This window comes from uncultured Hymenobacter sp. (genome assembly GCF_964242765.1).
In the GTDB taxonomy this organism is placed as follows: domain Bacteria; phylum Bacteroidota; class Bacteroidia; order Cytophagales; family Hymenobacteraceae; genus Hymenobacter.
The window spans coordinates 41,084-60,299 of the sequence record NZ_CAXTBM010000041.1 but is presented as its reverse complement, the minus strand read 5'-3'; the positions used below and the strand labels follow the sequence as shown (position 1 = coordinate 60,299).

At 53.3% G+C, this 19,216-nt stretch carries 13 protein-coding genes; 8 read left to right on the top strand and 5 right to left on the bottom strand.

Going from position 1 to position 19,216, the window contains the following annotated elements:
- Window positions 1-107: 107 nt before the first annotated feature.
- The 5 genes from ACFE7X_RS16815 to ACFE7X_RS16795 form a co-directional block, all read right to left on the bottom strand.
- Window positions 108-1,394 (bottom strand): M16 family metallopeptidase, encoded by a 1,287-nt coding sequence (locus ACFE7X_RS16815; RefSeq protein ID WP_375436845.1) that lies wholly within the window; start codon window positions 1,392-1,394, stop codon window positions 108-110.
- 9 nt (window positions 1,395-1,403) lie between these two features.
- Window positions 1,404-2,618, bottom strand: coding sequence for a type IX secretion system outer membrane channel protein PorV (gene porV / locus ACFE7X_RS16810; RefSeq protein ID WP_375436844.1), 1,215 nt, complete (start codon window positions 2,616-2,618; stop codon window positions 1,404-1,406).
- A 51-nt stretch (window positions 2,619-2,669) separates the two neighbouring features.
- A complete protein-coding gene (porU, locus tag ACFE7X_RS16805) occupies window positions 2,670-6,602 on the bottom strand; it encodes a type IX secretion system sortase PorU (protein WP_375436843.1) in 3,933 nt (1,310 codons plus the stop codon).
- Between the two features lie 137 nt (window positions 6,603-6,739).
- Window positions 6,740-7,429 (bottom strand): CDP-alcohol phosphatidyltransferase family protein, encoded by a 690-nt coding sequence (locus ACFE7X_RS16800; RefSeq protein ID WP_375436842.1) that lies wholly within the window; start codon window positions 7,427-7,429, stop codon window positions 6,740-6,742.
- Between the two features lie 110 nt (window positions 7,430-7,539).
- The gene (locus ACFE7X_RS16795) at window positions 7,540-8,175 is read right to left on the bottom strand and encodes an MBL fold metallo-hydrolase (protein ID WP_375436841.1); all 636 of its coding nucleotides are present in this window, start codon (window positions 8,173-8,175) and stop codon (window positions 7,540-7,542) included.
- Between the two features lie 252 nt (window positions 8,176-8,427).
- Here ACFE7X_RS16795 and ACFE7X_RS16790 point away from each other — a divergent pair, with 252 nt between their 5' ends.
- The 8 genes from ACFE7X_RS16790 (at window position 8,428) to ccsA (ending at window position 19,142) form a co-directional block, all read left to right on the top strand.
- Window positions 8,428-9,525 (top strand): NAD(P)/FAD-dependent oxidoreductase, encoded by a 1,098-nt coding sequence (locus ACFE7X_RS16790; RefSeq protein WP_375436840.1) that lies wholly within the window; start codon window positions 8,428-8,430, stop codon window positions 9,523-9,525.
- Window positions 9,526-9,582: 57 nt separating this feature from the next.
- Window positions 9,583-12,894 (top strand): hypothetical protein, encoded by a 3,312-nt coding sequence (locus ACFE7X_RS16785; protein ID WP_375436839.1) that lies wholly within the window; start codon window positions 9,583-9,585, stop codon window positions 12,892-12,894.
- 294 nt (window positions 12,895-13,188) lie between these two features.
- The gene (locus ACFE7X_RS16780) at window positions 13,189-13,830 is read left to right on the top strand and encodes a heme exporter protein CcmB (protein ID WP_375436846.1); all 642 of its coding nucleotides are present in this window, start codon (window positions 13,189-13,191) and stop codon (window positions 13,828-13,830) included.
- 157 nt (window positions 13,831-13,987) lie between these two features.
- Window positions 13,988-14,656, top strand: coding sequence for a cytochrome c biogenesis protein (locus ACFE7X_RS16775; protein ID WP_375436838.1), 669 nt, complete (start codon window positions 13,988-13,990; stop codon window positions 14,654-14,656).
- On the top strand, window positions 14,637-14,903 hold the full coding sequence (locus ACFE7X_RS16770) for a CcmD family protein (RefSeq protein ID WP_375436837.1): 267 nt from the start codon (window positions 14,637-14,639) through the stop codon (window positions 14,901-14,903). The genes ACFE7X_RS16775 and ACFE7X_RS16770 overlap by 20 nt, the downstream gene beginning before the upstream one ends.
- A 143-nt stretch (window positions 14,904-15,046) precedes the next feature.
- Window positions 15,047-15,475 (top strand): cytochrome c maturation protein CcmE, encoded by a 429-nt coding sequence (locus tag ACFE7X_RS16765; RefSeq protein WP_375436836.1) that lies wholly within the window; start codon window positions 15,047-15,049, stop codon window positions 15,473-15,475.
- A gap of 9 nt (window positions 15,476-15,484) precedes the next feature.
- Window positions 15,485-16,483: a hypothetical protein gene (locus tag ACFE7X_RS16760; protein ID WP_375436835.1), complete on the top strand. Its 999-nt coding sequence runs from the start codon at window positions 15,485-15,487 to the stop codon at window positions 16,481-16,483.
- A 64-nt stretch (window positions 16,484-16,547) separates the two neighbouring features.
- The gene (gene ccsA / locus ACFE7X_RS16755) at window positions 16,548-19,142 is read left to right on the top strand and encodes a cytochrome c biogenesis protein CcsA (RefSeq protein ID WP_375436834.1); all 2,595 of its coding nucleotides are present in this window, start codon (window positions 16,548-16,550) and stop codon (window positions 19,140-19,142) included.
- Window positions 19,143-19,216: the final 74 nt, after the last annotated feature.

Here is a 19,216-nt window from a genome sequence, read left to right as displayed (position 1 = left end):
CTTCTAGCCAGTACCTAATTTTGAGCATTGATCGTGTGAATCGGTATCTACGCAAGAGGACTGCGTTATAGAAGCAGCCTTCTTGCGTATCTATAGTAATTGAATACCTACTCTTTGGCATTAGGGCCCACTACTATTTCTGTCATGGATGTAGGGCTTAAGTACTGCTGCGCTAGTGTTAATAGTTGCTGTGAATCAACACTATTGACTTCACTTATAAACTGAGAGTAGTGATCTGAAGGTAGATTCAAGAATATAATGGCCTTGTATTTGTCGCACTGCTCAAATACTGTACTCAGTTCATTGGCAAATTTGCCGATTACGTAGTTCTTTACTGTTTGGAGTTCCTTTTGAGGAATCAGTTCATTCTGTAGTTGCAGAAGTTCATAATGGATTTCACTTACGGCCGCGTAAGCATTATCTCCATTCACGTCGGTACCGATAGCAAGAGAACAAGCGTGTTCGCGAGGGCCTATACTTGCATAGATACCATAAGTGAAGCCTTTGTCTTCCCTAATGTTTTTCATTAAGCGAGAGCCAAAATATCCTCCTAATACTTTGATAAGTACTTGTAGTTTATGGGTGTCAGGGTGAGTTAGAGGGGGCCAAAGCCGGCCAATACGCAGCGAGGCTTGAAGACTATCAGCAACAGTTTTGTGTTCGTGAGAAACGGATTCGGAAAGCTGGAACCCCGTTAGACGAGTGGGGGAGGGATGGGAAGCCGTTGGTTGACCAAAATGGTGCTTAATGCTCTGCTCATCTACTTGACTTACATCACCACACAAGAATATTTCAGCTTCAGAAAATCGATAGGCCGTTTGGTAAAACGACTGTACAGCAGATTGAGTGATTGTAGAAAAAATAGATTCATCGAACACATTTCCATACGGGTAAGCAGGCCCATATAAGTTGCGCGAGAAAAGTTCGGCGGCCAGGTAGCTGTTCTTTTGGCGTTCAACTTGAATGTTCTGAATGGTTCTAGTTTTGAGTAACTCTAATTCCGTTGATGGAAAAGTAGCTTCTGTTAGAATATCCAGAACTAGTGGCAAAAGATTTTCAAGATGACGCGTGAGGCAATATAGGGTTAGGGTAGCCCGATCGAAGCCTTGCTCACAATCCAAGGAAGCGCCGTAGAAAGCAACTTCATCGGCAATCTGACGAGCAGTACGGGTACGGGTGCCTTCGAGGAGCATACGAGCTGTAAGCAGGGATAAACCAGAAACTGGCTCATACCATTTGCCTGCTCTAAACACTACCTGTAGGCGAACTACGGGCTGCGCGTTATTACGCAATACGTGCAGGCGGGCTCCATTCGAGAGCAAAAACACGTCAGCCGCGGGCAGCGTAATGCTGGCCAGCGGCTGAACGGGAGGAGCGACTTGGCGGTCCAGCATCAGAGAGTATTAGTTTGTAGGTGTCTCGGTACCGGTGCCGAACGCCTGTTCTGAATTGTTGAAGTTGAAGTGAAGCGAAACCCGAATAGTTTGCGCCAATGGATTGTTTTTGGAGTTAGGTACTAGGTAAGCTCCATCTACCCCGAATACCTGATACCGAACTCCTAAGCCGAAGCTCAAATAATTACGGTCGCCTTTCACTGGGTTTTCGTAGAAATAGCCTACACGCGCCATAAGTAGGTCGTTGTAGACATACTCAAGGCCAGTTGAAATATTTATTTCCCGTAGCTCTTCACGAAATCCACCTGGGGCATCACTAAAGGAACCGAATACTCCAGGAACAGGCCCTTTGGCGCGACGACGGTCGTTTTCAGCTTTAACACGAGCGTCTCTGGCAGCTATTAGAGCAGCAGTAGTAGGCTCAGGTCCTTCCTCGTAATAGGGAGAAGGAACTAAGAGCTTAGCAAAATCGGCAGTGAGGGTAATCTTGTTGTAAGCGTCTAACTCGCGAGTAATTGCAGTGCCTAGTTTGAGTGTAGTAGGTAGAAAGTCTGCTTGCTCTGGGTTGGTGTAGGTGATCTTGTTGCCAACATTAGTTATTGTAGCTCCAAGACCAAGATTATAGTCCGAAGGGCCAATAGATAAGTCTCTATTGTAGTAGATGCCTAAGTCAACTGCGGCGGCATTTCCAGGCTTTGAGTCAGCACCGACCTGCGTCAGGTTAGAGCGAATGTAGCGCGCAGCTACACCAACGCCCAAGTATTCGGATAGCTTCTGCCCGTAAGCTACTGTAAAAGCGTATTCCTTTGGATTACCAAAGCCTGTAGGGTTGTTACCGGTATCACGAAACTCGATTTCACCTAGGTCGAAATACATGAGTGAGGCCGAGATAGCAGCGCGCTCATTTAACTTGGTATAGCCTGATAAAAATGCCAAGCCCATGTCGTCGGTGATAGTGCCTAGCCAGGGGGTGTAAGAGGTAGAAACACTGTACTTGTTGGGCGCAAAGCCGAGCTTGCCTGCATTGTAATAAGCAGAGTTAGCGTCGGGTGAAATAGCTACCCCGGCTTCACCAAGAGCAGCCGAGCGCGAATCGGGGCTCACAGAAAGTATAGGAACGGCTGTGGTGATAGTGTTGGGAGAAGTCTGAGCAACTCCAAGTAACGGCAAACCTAATAATCCGGTGAAAAGCGCAGAGCGTACGGACAGCTTCGAAAAGGTCATAAAGACAATGAAAGATGATGTAGTAGGTAGTAGGCGAAGAAGCTTGTTGGATTAATTCAAAATGACTAGCTTCTCAAACTTGGAGGTAGTAGATTGATCTGTATTAGAACGCACACTTACTCGGTACACGTACACGCCACGGGCTAATTGGTCGTTGTATTCGTCGCGGCCGTTCCAAGAAAGCGTGTTGTCGTTTAAACTTGGTGGTACATGGGACCCACTACTTGGGATGGTGGCTCGGAGGGTGCGAACTAAACGCCCCGAGACAGTAAAGATCTGTACCTGTACCTCCAAGTCTTCGCCTTTGCGGTTGTGGTCGAAGTGAAAAGTGGTACGGCCTGCAAAAGGATTGGGATAATTCAGGACGTGAGAGAGAGCTAGCTTATCGGTTTGGGCCGCAATGAACTCGATGTCTTCGATAGAAGAGTTGTTGAACGTATCCCAAGCCTTAATATGCAGTGTATGGGGCCCAGTGCTTAATTCCTTGAATTGGTACTGGACGTTACCAGACTGAAAGCTGTCGACGTTGGCAGTGTAAAAATCATTGAGGACTGTAAGTCGGGCCGGGTCGTTGTCGAGAGTGGCGGTGATTTCGTGGCCAATGCCGGAACCCGCCGTATTGATACCACTTTCATCGAAAAGACGAGCAAGTAGCGTGGTAGTTGTAGCGGTAAGACCACCGTATACAAAGGACGTGTTGTCCATGTGCAGGGTGATTCTCGGCGGAATGGTGTCGCGGTTGGCTAACAGGGCAGCGCCTCCGATAGGTACGGACCGGTAGCCATGTGCGTCAACGAGGCGGACGGTATCTTTAGCGTAGAGGCTAACCTTTCCGAAACCTACGTTGTAGTTGATGTCGCGAGGAACTACGAATTGCAGGGAGAAGCGGCCCGCTTTTACTGTGGCCTGACCAGAGTAGATAATGTTCTCTTGGATCTGAATAGGTGCGGTTTGCTTGCCATTAGGATTGTTCGGACCGAACACGGTAAGCGTGCTAGAAGTAGGCTTTTCATAAACGACAACCTGCGCAGTACCCGAGAAATCGGTGTTGACAGCCGCTGAGGTAAGATTGCCATTGCGGACAGAACCTGACAATTGTACGGTTGATAGTGCCTTTAATGTGTCGGTTACGGTAGCGGTTAACGGCTGGCCGTTAATTGCATCTAACGTCATGGCCAAGTCAGGCCGGGCCAACTGAGTGCATGGGTCTCCTAACAACACATAGTTGCGGCCTAAAACATTAGTAGCAACTCCATTTTTAGCGTAGCGAACTGCTTCGCCAATACGTCTGACAGTACCATTGGGGGTTGAGAGAACTGAATCAAGGAATATTCCGGCCTGTGGATCACCTGCGAACACCACCCGGCTGGTAGTAAATAGACCAATGGCACCGCCATCAGTATCAGTAAGGGCTTGCTCTCCAGCCGAATCTTTAAGGGGATTATCATAATAGCTGAAATCGCAGGTGCCTGTTACTAAAAAAGTAAGCTTGCTCTTGTTGAGTAGGCGTAATACGGTACTGTGATTCAGAATCTGCTCTTGCGTTAGACCATCAGGTCCGCCGTGGCCGTTGTAGTTGATAATGAGAGAGCCCTGTTCGAATGACTCGTCTAAGGCTCGCTCGGCATCTGGTGACCTTTGTCCGGATGCTCCATTGATTTGCTGATACATATCCAAGTAAACCTTATGGATATTGAAAGCGGGTTGTTGGGTGAGAATGTCAGCTGTCAAAGGTTCAGCCTGTTCTATATGCAGGCCATCATCCTCATCATCGGTAACAAAAGTAATGCGATTACGCCAGTTGCTCATCGCAACTGATTTCAAATCATAATCGATGAGCTTCTGCACTACTCTGCTAGCCTGTGAGGAGGCCGACGAACCACTCGGAATACGCACGGGTAAACGCCCCACACTAATATCCATCAACTCGGTCTGACCACCATTTTCAGCCCATTCGCCTTCGTTGTCGTCCAGCAGCGCATAATAGTCATCGGAGCAAAAAGTTTGTGGGCCAATGCCGTCAGCAAGGTGGCCGAAAATCTGCGCGAATGATTCCCGCGATTCGTATGTGGGTACGAAGTTCTGGCCACTGATGCTAGGCTTCTTATAGTCGTACGAGGCGTCGCCGAAGAGCAGTAAGTATTGTTGCTTGTTGGGTGCGTTGCGCCGGTCATATACCATTTTCATCATGTCGCGAATGGCGCTGACGTCTTGCCCACCTGATCCGAATTCATTGTAGACCTGTGTAGTCGTTACGACTTCTACTTTTAGCTTGTCGTGAGTGCGGCGGTGGGCCGCTAGCCGTTCAGCCTCCTGCTGGAAGAGCGGATGGGTGACAACAACTAAATCAATAGTGGAATTGAGGCTAGCGTGCAGGTTTTGGTTGGCTACCCGGCCAAAAGAGGCAGGCTTGTCGAAAGCGCCGGTGGGCGTGAAGGCAATGAATTCGCGCAAAGAGTCGGTAGGAGCTACGAACGAGCCTGCGGCGCTTACTGGATACGATTTAGCCCGCCGCGGATTAGTAACATCCCATACAATAGAATTTGCACCATTAGCTATGTCGAATTGGCTGATGCGGCCCGTTTGCAAATTGCTAAAAGAGCGGAATTCCAGTGCGGAGCCACTCAATTGCAGCGGTTTCACGGCATTCACCACCAAATAATCTAGGTAACCAGTGTCGGATGCATCGGTGCCTGAATAAGTAAGCCCGATCCGTAGTGGGGCTGATAAAGAGGCAGCAGTTGCAGAATAAGTTCTAACATTTGCATTGGCAAACTCAGGGAACTGACGGACTATTGGACTATTAGACACGCCCACTAGAAGTTGAATACCAAGTTGGTTGTCGTTGAGCGCAAGCCGGAAGGATTGGGCATTCAGGGAGGTGCCTGCTAGGGAGGCCGTTACCTGCACTGGGGTTCCGGCTACCAAATTGGTGATCTGGCCAAACGAAAAGGTTTGGGAAGTGCCGTTTAGTAAACCCTCACCAAGCCATTGCCGGCCTGACTTAGCTAGGTTTACTAGTTCCTTTTCATAAACCTCGCGCTCTGCGTACTGCGAAATAGTGGGAGCGTTGGCAGCACCTACGGCCGGAGCCACCTGCACTCGGCGGCCGGCGCGCGGAGGAGCGGCCACCGTTACAAAATAGTAGGCCGTATCAGAGTAGATATTTCGGATATGGCGGAAGCGTTGGGTGTTCGGTTCCCGCTCCCAGGTGTGAGGGCCCCGGGCATAGAAAAGAAAGTATTCATTGTTCTCAAGCGTAGCATTGGTGTTGCCGGAGAAGTACACCGCATTTTCTACTAGGTCGTCGGGGCGTAGGGTGCTGATGGGTTGAGGCAGCAAGCCGGTGGCATTGCCGAAGATCTGAAGTCGGCTAGGGTCGACGCTGGCTAGGTCGTTGCCAAAGAGGGTACGCAGCACATCATAGTCTAGCTTGAAGATGCCGCTTTTCGGAACCCCTATCTTGTACCAGTTGCCAGTGGCAAGCACCGAATTGCTGGCATGTATGATTTGCTGGCCGCGGCGGCCGGTGGGGGTACCAGGAATGTAGCTGTACTCAGCCGAAATCAGCTTCTCATACTGACCACTCTGCGCACTGCGGCGCACGGCTGGTATTGTTACAATGCTGATGGTTTGACCTTGTTCTGTGCCTTCGGCTACGGCTAAGTTGGTGGCCAGGGGCTGCGAGGCAGCCTTTAACACGGCTATATCAGCAGCTGAAAAAGGCTCGTAAATAGCGTTGCGCAACTCTCCCTCGGCCACTGGCCCTGGCACGTTCAGGATGTAATAACTAAACAGTGAGCCTGGACGGTACTGAGCGCCCGAAAAAGAAGGCACTTTGTGCAGTTTATAGTCGGAACCTGGTACTTCATCGTGGCCTTGCCAGCGCAGTCGGATAGCGGCCGACCGACGGCCATCCTGGGCTTGTGCTGAGAACCCTAAAAGCAGGTAGCAACTAATTACCAGAAAAGTAAAGTAGCGCATAAGGGTATGTTCGATAAGCAGTTGTGATGTGGTAGTTAGCAATGGGCACTAAACAAGCTCGACCTAATGGCGGTTCACCGGTGGCTGTTTAGTTTAACTCGTTAGCTATTTAAATATTGTAATGAAGCCCACAAATATCAACCCACAGAAGGCCGCAGCATAGAGAGTAACACATAAAGCAGTACCACTAGGGGAATGGCGGTGGCGTGCAGGCCTAAGAGCAGACCAACCGCCAGCAGCAAGAACACGAACTGCACCCCGTTGTCTTGCCAGCGCAGGTTCTTGAATTTGAGCGCAAACAAAGGAATTTCAGCTACCAACAGTCCGGCTAGTAATACGGTGAGGCCTAGTAGCACCCAGGGGTTAAGGATAATACCACTGATATGAAAGGAGTCGTGGGCCAAAATGAGCGGGAGGGAAGCTACCACTAAAGTGCAGGCCGGAGTAGGCAAGCCAATGAATGAGGTGGTCTGGCGGGTGTCATTGTTGAACTTGGCGAGCCGCAGTGCTGAGAATATCGTGACGATAAAGCCGGCGTAAGGCAGCCAGGAAGGGGTGCCGGCGCCTGCCTGCCTCAACAAATCGTATAGGAAGGCTCCTGGTACTACACCAAAAGAAACCATATCGGCCAACGAGTCGAGGTCCTTGCCGATGGGCGAAGATGCGTGCAGAGCCCGAGCCAACAGACCGTCGGCAAAATCGAAGGCGGCGGCTAGGCCCACGAAGTAAGCCGCCGTTTCGAGGTGGCCAGCAAAGATTTGCGTTAGCGCCAAGCAGCCTGCAAATAGATTGAGGCAAGTAATGGCGTTTGGGATATGATTTTTCAAGGGGCTAAAAGTATGGGGCCTTGGAATGCTCGTTGCGTAAGTAGAGCACTATCATCTGGAGGTAATGACAGGGCACTAAAGCTTTACCTATCTTCTAATAATTGATACCCTCAAGTTAAAAATGGATTCGTTTGACGCTCGGTACCAATAGTGGTGGTTGGGCCATGACCGGGATAGACGGTCACGTCGTCGGGGAGAGTGAAGAGTTGGGTTTCAATGCTGCGGATAAGTGTGGCGTAGTCGCCACCAGGCAGATCGGTGCGACCGATGCTGTTTTTGAACAGCACGTCGCCACCGATAACGGTTGAGGTGGGAGCGTGGTAGAACACGACGTGGCCGGGAGCGTGGCCGGGAGCGAAGCGTACTTCCAAGGTGGTATCACCAAACTGAACTGGCTTATCAGGCGTCAGAAAACCAGTGGGCTCGGCTGGTGAGTAGGCGGGAAACCCGTAGCTGGACGCATAAGTGGACACCGCGCGCAAGGTGGCTGAGTCAGCCTCGTGAATCAGGAACGGTACTTTGTAAGTATCGACAACGAACTGATTGCCGAGCACATGGTCGATGTGGCAATGCGTGTTCAGCAGCAAGACAACGTTCAGGTTCTGTGCTTCCACAAAATGGCGGAGTGCCTGCTGCTCAGCGCGGTCATAACAGCCGGGGTCTACTATAGCGCACTGGCCGGTGGCGTCGTGGAGCAGGTACGTGTTTTCGGAGAAGGCATTGAAAGTGAACCCGGAAACGGTCATGAAGAATAGAAAAAAGCAGGGCAAGTTGGAACCGGGTGGTAAGTTACGAGTCTTATCAGTAGAACGGATTATCAAGCGCCGTTGAGTTGCGCGGCTACTAGCTTGAATTACTTGTAAACGCAGCTCTACTGTAAAACAATATAGCAGTTTGCTATACTTTTCGAGGGCCAGGCAAGCGGCACCGTATACCGTGGCAGTGCCGCTTGAAAGTAGCTTGAACTTCTGTGTTACGCTTGTGCTTATCTTACCTCAATGAAGGAATACGACTACCTAATTCTTGGCCATGGCATTGCGGGGGCCACGCTGGCCTGGGAGCTGCGTCGGCGAGGCCGTACTGTATTGGTGCTAGATGCCAATCAACCCAACTCAGCCTCGAAAGTAGCCGCAGGACTGATGAATCCGGTGGCTGGCAAACGGTTTGCGTTAGCTTGGCGGGCCGACGAACTGCTGACCACTGCCGGCGTCTTTTATCGGGAGTTGGAGCAGCATTTCGGGCAGCAGTTTTTCTATGAGCTGCCTATCTGGAAGCTGTTTTCGTCGGTGGCAGAGCAGAACACGATGGTGGCCCGTAGTGCCGACCAACCCTGGCAAGATTTCGTGGAAGATGCTGGTACGGCTCTGCCCCCAACGCCCGGAGTGCGCGCCGAATTTGGCGGCCTCCGCATTCGGCGGGGTGGCTATGTGCAACTGAACAAGTTGCTGGACGCTGTTAGCCGCGAGCAGCTAGCAAACGGCGGGCTACAATATGAAACTTTCAACTGGGAACAACTCGTTACCGGCCCAACCGGTATTACGTATGCAGGTCGCGTGCGCGCCCGACATTTTGTTTGTTGTGAAGGTGCCGCGGCTGTTGAAAATCCGTACTTTCAGTGGCTGCCTCTCACTCCTAACCAAGGTGAGGTGCTGGATGTAGAATGTCTGGGCCTTTCGCAGGAACAGGTACTCAACAAAGGGGCATACATGGTACCGCTCGGCACTGGGCAGTTCCGGGTAGGCGCCACCTACCGTTGGCCCCCATTTGCGGAAGGCACTACGCCCGAAGCGCTGGCGGAGCTAAGCGGGCGGCTGGCCGCTACCACCGATTTGCCCTTTACGGTGCGCGCACAAAGGGCAGGTGTACGGCCCGCCGTGCGTGACCGAAAACCGCTGTTGGGGCGGCATCCGGAAGTGCCAGAGTTGAGTATATTTAATGGCTTCGGCTCAAAGGGTGTGATGCTGGCTCCGCGGCTGGCCGCCTTGCTAGCCGACCACCTTGAAAATCCGGCCACCGAATTGTGGCCTGAAGTCAATATTAAGCGTTACCAAACGTTGTATCAGGCGGCTTCCCGGGCCGTTCAGTTTTCTTCTTGAAGCACAACGGCTCTACGCCTACCTGGAGTCGCCTCTTGTTTACCGCAGTCATTGGCTATGAAGCATTTATTCTTTTCGCGGTGGTTCCGAGGGTCGGGCCGCCAACCCGTGGTGGGAGCCGCACTTATACTACTCACGCTGCTAGCCAGTGGCCCCGTTTGGGGCCAGTCGGCGCAGGAGGAGTTTGGCCGGGTTCGGATCCAGTACAAGAATTTCGACTGGCAGCAGCTTAGCACCCAAAACTTCAACGTGTACTACTACGGTGGCGGAGATGTAAGCGCCCGCCGTGCCGCCGAATACGCCGAGAAGGAACTTCAGCGCATCACGGCATTAGTGGGATACTATCCTTATTCCAAAACCACTATTATGCTCTATAATTCCGTGGGTGACCTACGGCAGAGCAACATTGGTCTTGATGCCGACAAGTACCAAACCGGCGGCGAAACCGACCTGCTGCGCATGAGCAAGGTGCAGATTGCTTTTGCCGGTCAGCAAACCCAGTTCAAGCGCGACCTGAGCTTCCAGATTACGCGTGTGCTGCTCAACGACATGATGTACGGCGGCTCGCTGAAAGAAGTGATTCAAAGCACGTATCTGTTGCAGTTGCCCGATTGGTTTGTAAGCGGCGCTTCGGCATATGCAGCCGAAGGATGGAGCGTAGAAATGGACGACTACATGCGCGACATGACCCAAGAGTACGAGGGCAACCGCGCAGCGCCTTTCTTCTTGCGTAACCCGCAACTGGCCGGCCAAAGCCTCTGGAACTACATTGCCGAGCGCTACGGCTACACCACCATTCAGAACATTCTGAATCTAACGCGCATCACCCGGGACGTGGAAGTGGGAATTAGTTCTTCGCTGAACGTGCCGTATAAAGTGTTTCAAAAAGACTGGCTGGCGTATTATCGTCAACTGAACGCGCAGCCTCAGACGCCCTACACTGAGGCGGACAAGAAGCTTGCCATCACTCATAATAACCGCAAGAACGTTCTGTACTCGCAGGCGGTCATGAGCCCGAATGGGCAGCAACTGGCTTACGTGAGCAACGACCGGGGCCGCTATCGGGTGCTGGTGGTAAGGCGCGATGGGTCGGGCCGGCGCACGGTGCACCGGAGCGGCTACAAAACACCTGGTCAGCAAGTGGAAACCCGGTTGCCGGTGCTGGCTTGGCGCGGCAACAACCAAGTAGCCGTGGCCGAAATGGCGAAGGGCGAAATGAGCTTGCGTCTGCGGCCAGCCGATGGTGGCGCGGCAGGTTTGTTATCCAGAATAGGGGAGGCTCTGCCGTTTATTGGCGAGAAAGGCTCTGCCATTTTTCAGCCGTTTCAGCAAGTGCTGGACTTAAGCTATTCCCCCGATGGCAAAGCATTAGTATTTAGTGGCGTGCAAAATGGACAAGGCGACTTATACGTGCTGCGAGCCGGGAGCCGCCGTCCGGAAAAGCTAACCAACGACGTATTCGACGATGTGCAGCCGGTTTTCATGCCCGACGGCAGTGGCATTGTGTTCAGCTCCAACCGCTGGCTCGATTCGGCCGGTACGGCGCGGGGCAGTTTTGGCGCCGTAGTGAACAACTACGATCTATTTATGTACCACCTCGACGGCCGCACCCAGCCTGTCGAGCAGTTGGTCAGCACGATATCCAACGAAAGCCGGCCGCGGGCTATATCCAACACTGAAATCGTGTACCTGGGAGAAGAAAGTGGTATTCGGAGCCTCTACCGCTATTCGTTGACTACCCGCCAGCGCACGGCTGTGAGCAGCTTCCGGGCCAACCTGAAAGACTTCGACTACAACGCCACTTCCGGTACCCTGGGATTTATTGCATCCAGCCGGGCCCGCGACTTTGTGTATCTGTACCCCAAGTATGCGCTACCAGAAAACTTGACGCTCTCGAAAACGGCCCGCCAAGAAACGTTGGAGGACCGGTCGAAGCCTGCCGCATCGGCGGCTCCGGTGTCGGTGCCAGCCCCTGAGCCGACTGTACCAGCGCCTAATTCGGGGCAGCTTGCTCCAGATTCAAGCCAGTCTACGCAGCAACCAGCCGCCAACCCAGCCAGCACGGCTAGCAAGCCCATCAATACCAGCGACTATCAGTTTGACGAAGACTTGCCAACCGACCGCACCAACACGCGCCGGTCGGCACGTACGGTGGCGGCCGCAGCAGCTCAGTCCGCACCAATTCCCGACGCTAGCGCCTTGGCTCCCCAAGGTCCATACCGCTACGATACACGCTTCAGCATCGACAATGTTGTGTCGTCGTTGGCAGTCGACCCGCTCCTGGGCTTTGGCCTTATAGGGCAGGCCAATATGTCGGACTTGTTTGAAAATCATCGGCTTAGGGCGGGTATCTTCGTCTTGACTGATCTGCGTACCAGTAAGGTATTTGCCGAGTACACCAACCTGGAGCACCGCTACGATTGGAGCATCCGCTACGACAAGCAGGCATACTTCTTCGACAACATCAGGGGCTTTCCGGGCCGGGTGCGTTATGGCCGCCACGAGATTTCGCCTACTGTTGCCTATCCACTCACGCACAGCCTGAGCGTACGGGTCGGGCCACGCTTCGTCAACGTGTCGAGAAACGTATATGAAGTACTGACCGAGGAGCAGGACAGAAACCGTAACTACCTTGGGTACAATGGGGAACTCGTGTTCGACAATTCGGTCACGACGGGCGTGAACATGCTCGAAGGCACCCGGATGAAGATGGGCTACTTGCAACTGAACGCGCTGAACTCCACACAAGACTTCGGTAAGATCTACATCGATCTGCGTCACTATCAGAAACTGCATCGGCAGATTGTGTGGGCCAACCGTGCCAGCTACGGCCAGTACCTTGGTAATTCGCCACAGACTTTCCGCCTTGGTGGCATGGACAACTGGCTCAACAATGACTTTGAAGGTGACCGAGTGCTGAATACTCAGCCCGACCCAGCCGAAATATTCTACCAGCAGTTCGCCACCAATCTGCGGGGCTTCGACTACAGCAAACGAACCGGACCACGCTATTTGCTTTTCAACTCCGAACTGCGGGTGCCCATCATTCAGTACCTCTCGCGCAATCCTATTTACTCGGGCTTCTTCCGCAATCTGCAACTCACCGCTTTCACCGATGCGGGCACTGCTTACTCGGGCAATAACCCGTTCAACGAAAACAACTCGTATAACACGCAACTAGTGGTGCCTCCGGGCAACCCTTTCTCTGCCACGGTCACCAACTTCCGCAACCCCTTTCTGATTGGTTATGGTTTCGGTATTCGGTCCACGTTGTTGGGCTTTTATGGCAAGGCAGACATTGCCTGGGGTCAGGAAGACTACGAGCAGAAAGGACCAAAATTCTACCTCACGCTCGGTTACGACTTCTAAACGTTAACCCGCTGAAGGCATCGTTGCACAGCAACAAAAACCACTCAGGCAGTCTGAGTGGTTTTTTTATGTGGTTTTCGGGTTTTTTACAACCTTGTTCACTTGTATATAAGGCGTAATGGTTGGTTAGTTCTTCGGCCTAACTACTGGTTGACAGCCGCGTTTATCAGCAACTAAAAGGGTAGAGGGGCTTAATGGCAGCAACCTCTGTTAATCCGGGAGTTGGGTTGTATCTTTGCGGTCCTGTTCACCAGCCGTCTTGCCGTGTTGCTCGTTCGTGAGATTTGGTACTTGATGCTCAAAGACTTCCGCTTGGAATGGCGGCAGCGTGCGGCGCTAAACGGCATGCTGCTTTACGTGGGCAGCACAGTGTTTGTGTGTTTCCTGAGCTTCTCGCTTAAGGGTGGCTTACCACCCGCGCCCGCCTGGAATGCGCTGTTCTGGATAATCTTGCTTTTCTCGGCGGTAAATGCTGTGGCCAAAGGCTTTTTGCAGGAAAGCCGGGGCCGGATGCTCTACTACTATACGCTGGTACCGCCGCAAGCCGTGATTCTGGCCAAAATAGCCTACAACGCGCTGCTGTTGCTTGGCTTAGCGCTGGTCGGCCTGGCGCTGTATATGCTGGTGCTCGGCAATCCGGTGCAGGATACCACGCTTTTTGTGGGCAATGTGGCACTGGGGGCCCTCGGTTTTGCTTCTACCCTCACGCTCGTATCGGGTATTGCGGCCAAGGCCACCAACAGCAACACCTTGATGGTAGTGCTCGGCTTTCCGCTGATGATTCCAATGCTGTTGCTGCTTATCAAAGTTTCCAAGAATGCGCTGGATGGCCTCGAATTTGAAGCCAGCCAGAGTGCGCTGTTAACCTTGGTAGCCCTGAACCTGATTGTGGGGGCCGTGTCGTATTTGCTGTTTCCTTTCTTGTGGCGTAGCTGATGAAACAACACCAGATAAGCCGAAAATAAGCTGCCTAATTTCAATAAATCAGCACAAACCCGCGGGATACATTGTTCTCTTTACACACCACAAGAAACCGAGCTAGGTGCCTTTTTAGCTAGCTTATCTTCTTCCTTCTAAGCTCTACTCTTTGGATATGAAAAACTGGTGGAAAGGTCTGGCGGTGGTGCTGTTGCTCTACACCGCGGCGGCAGGTTTTCTGATGCCGGTGCCGCGGCTGGCTATCCTCAACGAGACTATTCGCAACCTGTACTTCCACGTTCCGATGTGGTTCGGCATGACCTTCATTCTGATAGCGTCGGTCTACTACTCGATCCGCTATTTGCGCACGCCAACACCGCAGCTGGATATTTTGTCGCACGAAGCCGCTAAAACCGGCATTTTGATGGGCTGCGTGGGGCTGGCTACGGGTAGCATCTGGGCCAAGTACACCTGGGGCACCTGGTGGACCAACGACCCCAAGCTCAACGGTGCCGCTATTGCCATGCTCATCTATGGCGCGTATCTGGTGCTTCGCTCGTCTTTTACTGACGAGCAACAGCGGGCCCGGATTTCAGCCATCTACAACATCTTCGCTTTTGCTACGGCCATGCCGTTGTTTTACATTCTGCCTCGCCTCACCGACTCGTTGCACCCAGGCGCGGGCGGCAACCCCGCCTTCGCTAAGTACGACCTCGACGACAATATGCGGTTGGTATTCTACCCGGCTGTTATTGGCTGGACGCTGCTGGCTTTCTGGCTGGCACAGGTAGCGAGTCGGATTGCAGTACTTAAACTTAAGGTATATGAAAAACAGCTTGCTTAACGGGGCGCTTGGAATTATGAGCAGCCCCCGGCGGTTGGCGTTGCTGCTCTTGACTTGGCTGCTGCCAGTGCTACAAGTTGCTGCCCAAACTGCCACCGATACGCCCGAAATGGCAGATGCCATGCGCGGAAGTGGTAAAATCTACGTGGTAGTGGCCGTCGTGACGGTGGTGCTGGCTGGCTTGCTGGCGTTGCTAGTTTCGCTCGACCGAAAAGTAAGCCGGCTAGAGCGAGAATTAAAGGAATAACTGAGTGCCAGAGGGATACGGAAGATTTTGAACATTTCCGTTTTATTCTTCTGGCGCTAAAGTATATTCATAGGGACTTTTCTGCTGTTTTATTTGTTACAACATACCCGGCTCGGGCTGAGCTGTTCGGTTCTTCACAAAACATGAAAAAAGCACACATTCTGGCCATTGCCATCATTGCTGTAGCCATTGGCATCATCATGAGCGCCGCCGGCGACGCCAGCGTTTATGTGTCCTTCCAGGAAGCTCGTGAACGGGCCACCGAAGGCAACCTCACCAAGGTGCACGTAGTGGGCCGCTTGCCGCGCGACAACCAGAAGAACATTGTCGGGTTAGAGTACAACCCAGTTCTCGACCCTAACTATTTCGCTTTTACGCTGGTCGATACTAATCGGGTTGCCCAGCGCTGCATCTATTTCAATCCCAAGCCTCAGGATTTCGATAAGTCGGAGCAGGTGGTAATTACGGGCGCCATGCGCAACGATATCTTCGTGGCCGACAAGATTCTGCTGAAGTGCCCTTCCAAGTACGTGGAGAAGGATATCAAAGGCGCTACGGCAGCTATCAACTAACACCTAAGCATGAAGCACAAGCAACTGATATACGGGCCTACGGAAGCGCATTTGCGTTTTTGGCTGCGCGTATTTGTTGTTCAGCTGCTTGTCGTGCACACTTCCCTGCTTGCCACCGCGCAGGTTGCCAACGACAATATCGAGCACCGGCAGGTAGTACGGTTAGGCCAACCCATCAAGTCCAACACCACCAACTGCACTGTGCAGTGGACTGCTGTCGACGAGAAGCTAACTGGCAAGTGCATCGAGTACCACAACGACCAGTGGTTCGAGTTTACGCCACGGGTTTCGGGCCGCTATTACGTGAACATCGGCGGGCAGCAGTGCCGCGACACGCGCGGGGTGCAGTTGGTGGTACTGACGGGTAAGCCGGGCCAGTCGGAAACCTATGACATACTTTCCTGCACGTCGCTTGGCAGCCAAGACGATGTATTTGTGACCTTAGACGGGTTGCGCGCCGGACAGCCGTACCTGCTCGATGTAGACGGCTACCTCAAAGACTTCTGCGAGTTCAGCTTGGCAGTGAGCAGCAAGCCGCAAGGGCTACCAGCCACGGCAGCGCCACTGCTTTCAACGGTGACGCCTTCCAACAGTAGGCTGTTCACTCTGCACTGGAACCTCTCTGATAGCCTTGGTGCGGTTCAGCAGTTTCGGGTGTTGCGGCGAGAGGCGGGTCAGTTCCGGGCTACCTCGCAAGTCACCGTAGAAGTGAGCCGCACCACCTTAGGCGGCGCCGGCACCGACTACCACTGGACTGATACACTCACCACGCCTGGCCGTTACCTCTATCAAGTAATAGCCGAAACTGCCGACGGTGCCGCGCCGGTGTTGGTGCAGCAGCAATGGTACGCATTCAGCCAAATCATGCCGGACCCCGGCTACTTTTCCGGGGCCTCGGCGTTAGCGGCCCAGCGCGCCGCCAAAGTGCAGCAGAGCTGGGAGCGGCGCAGCCACCGGGCCCGCATGAAACGACTGGCTGGGTTAAAGCGGCGGCAACCTAAATCGTAAAACAAGTTCTGGTTGACCGGTTATATTCTGGCAGGTCAGCTTCTTCTCCTATAACGCATTCGATATGCTCAACACCTTCATTGGCGACGCCGGACACCTAAGTGTTATCGTGGCTTTCGTGGCGGCCACGGTGGCAGCGTATTCTTATTACATGGCGGCGCGCAACCAGCCGCTCGGACAATCTGATGCCAGCTGGCTCCGGATTGGTCGGGTTGCCTTCTTGGTGCACGGCGCGGCGGTAGTAGCGGTTATTGCGTGCCTGTTCGGTATCATCCACGGGCACCGCTACGAGTACTACTACGCTTGGAGCCACTCCAGCAACCACTTGCCGGTGTACTACATGATTTCCTGCTTCTGGGAAGGACAGGAGGGCAGCTTCCTGCTCTGGATATTCTGGCACGTAGTACTGGGGTTCATTATTATGCGCTTCAACAAGCTGTGGGAAGCCCCGGTGATGGCCGTGTTTGCGGGCGTGCAGCTGTTCCTAACGTCTATGATCTTGGGCGTCGTGGTTGGCAGCCTCAAGATTGGTTCTTCGCCCTTCATCTTGCTCCGCGACTTCCTGACTGACTTGCCAGTGTTCAAGGTCAACCCCGATTTTGTGCCAAAGGATGGTACGGGCCTGAACGCCTTGCTCCAGAATTACTGGATGGTAATTCACCCGCCCACGCTGTTCTTGGGCTTTGCCCTCACGCTGGTGCCGTTTGCCTTTGCCGTAGCGGCGCTCTGGAAAGGTGAGTTCACGAAGTGGGTGAAGCCCGCTTTGCGCTGGTCGTTGGTAGGTGGCTTGGTGCTGGGTGTCGGCGTGATGATGGGCGCCTACTGGGCCTACGAGACGCTGAACTTCGGCGGCTATTGGAACTGGGACCCAGTGGAAAACGCGGTATACATCCCGTGGCTGGTATTAGTGGCGGCCATTCACGGGCTGGTGCTTTGGAACCAGCGGCGCACCGCGTTGCGCACTTCTTTTGTGCTGGTAGTGGCTACTTTCCTGCTGATTCTCTACGCCACCTTCCTCACCCGCAGCGGCGTGCTGGGCAACGCCTCGGTACACTCCTTCACCGACTTAGGTTTGTCGGGGCAGTTGATGATATACTTGGGTGCTTTCGTGGTGTTGGCTATTGCTTTACTGGTGAAGCGCTGGAAGCAGATTCCAATTTCCGAGAAAGAGCTTACTACCTACAACCCCGAGCTTTGGGTGTTTGTGGGGGCTACGGTGCTGTGCTTGGGTGCCTTCCAAGTACTTGTTACCACGAGCATTCCGGTCTATAATGCCTTTTTGGGCTTCATCGGCATCAAATCCAACCTGGCTCTGCCGGCTGATCAGATTGCCCACTACACCAAGATTCAGCTGTGGATGGGCGTGGGTGTGGCGCTGCTCTCCGGCTTGGCTCAGGTGATGTGGTGGCAGCGCAACGACAAAACCACCATTGTCAACTCGCTCACCAACCCGGGTGCCCTGGCGCTGCTTGGTTCGGCGCTGGTCATCCTGCTGCTGCGCTACAACAAAATGACGATTTCGCCCACCTACATCGTGCTTCTAACAGCGGCGCTGTTCGGTGTGCTGGCCAACTTGGGCGTGGTGCTGAAGATGCTGCTGCGCGGCGTGCAGCTTTCGGGCGGTGGCGTGGCGCACTTGGGCATTGCCCTGATGCTGCTGGGCATCCTGGGCTCGGCGGGTTACTCCAACATCATTTCCCAGAACATGTCGGGCATGGTGTACTCCAAGGAGTTTGGCGAGGAAATGAACCGCGACAACGTGTTGCTGTGGCGCAACGATACCACCCCCATGGGTGAGTACGACGTGAGCTATACCGGCCAGTATTTCGACGTACCTGGCGTGCCCGAGTACGTGAACAAGGACTTGCTCTTCCGCCTCGAAGACGAGTATAAAGCGCTGGCCCGCAATGACATCAAGTTCGGCGGCAAGCAGTATTACAAAACCGGTGACACGGTGGATATTCTGCCGGAAAACACCTACTACCGGGTCGAGTACAAAAACCGGAAAAGCGGCGTGGTGTTCACCCTCTACCCCCGTGCTCAGGACAACGAAGAAATGGGCGGCTTGCTCGCCTCACCCGACATCAAGCGTTTCGCCTCTCACGACATTTATTCGCACGTTAGTGCTGTGGCGCCGATGAAGGAAAAGGAGTGGAGCGAGCTGAAAGAATACAAGCTAGCCGTTGGCGACACCATTTTCCTGAACGACTACTTTGCGGTGTTCCGCTCCGTCGAGCCCGCTCAACAAACCGCTGGCCTCGGCCTCGGCAAAGACGACTTAGCTATTCAGGCCGACGTTATTGTGTTTGGCGAGAAGCAGCGGCAGTACCATGTGCATCCCGTTTTCATCGTGCGCAACCGCCTCATTGGCCGCGTACCCGACGAAATCGAGGACCTGGGCCTGCGCCTGAGCCTAAACGAAGTTGATCCTACCGCCGGTAAATTCACCTTCGGCGTGAGCACTACGCAGAAAGACTACATCATTCTGAAGGCCATCGAGAAGCCTTTCATCAACTTGCTTTGGAGCGGCACTCTGATGATGGCTGTCGGCTTTGGTCTGGCTTTACGGAACAAGAAAACCAAGCGCCAACCTGCCGTGGCGGTACCGCCTGCTGCTCGTCCGGCCACTAAGTCTCGTCCCGCACAGCGAGTGGCATAAGCGAGTGGTGCAACTTATGCAGTAAGTGTTTTCACTTGAGTGCTTCATAAGCTAAAGCTTCCTACAAGTCTTTG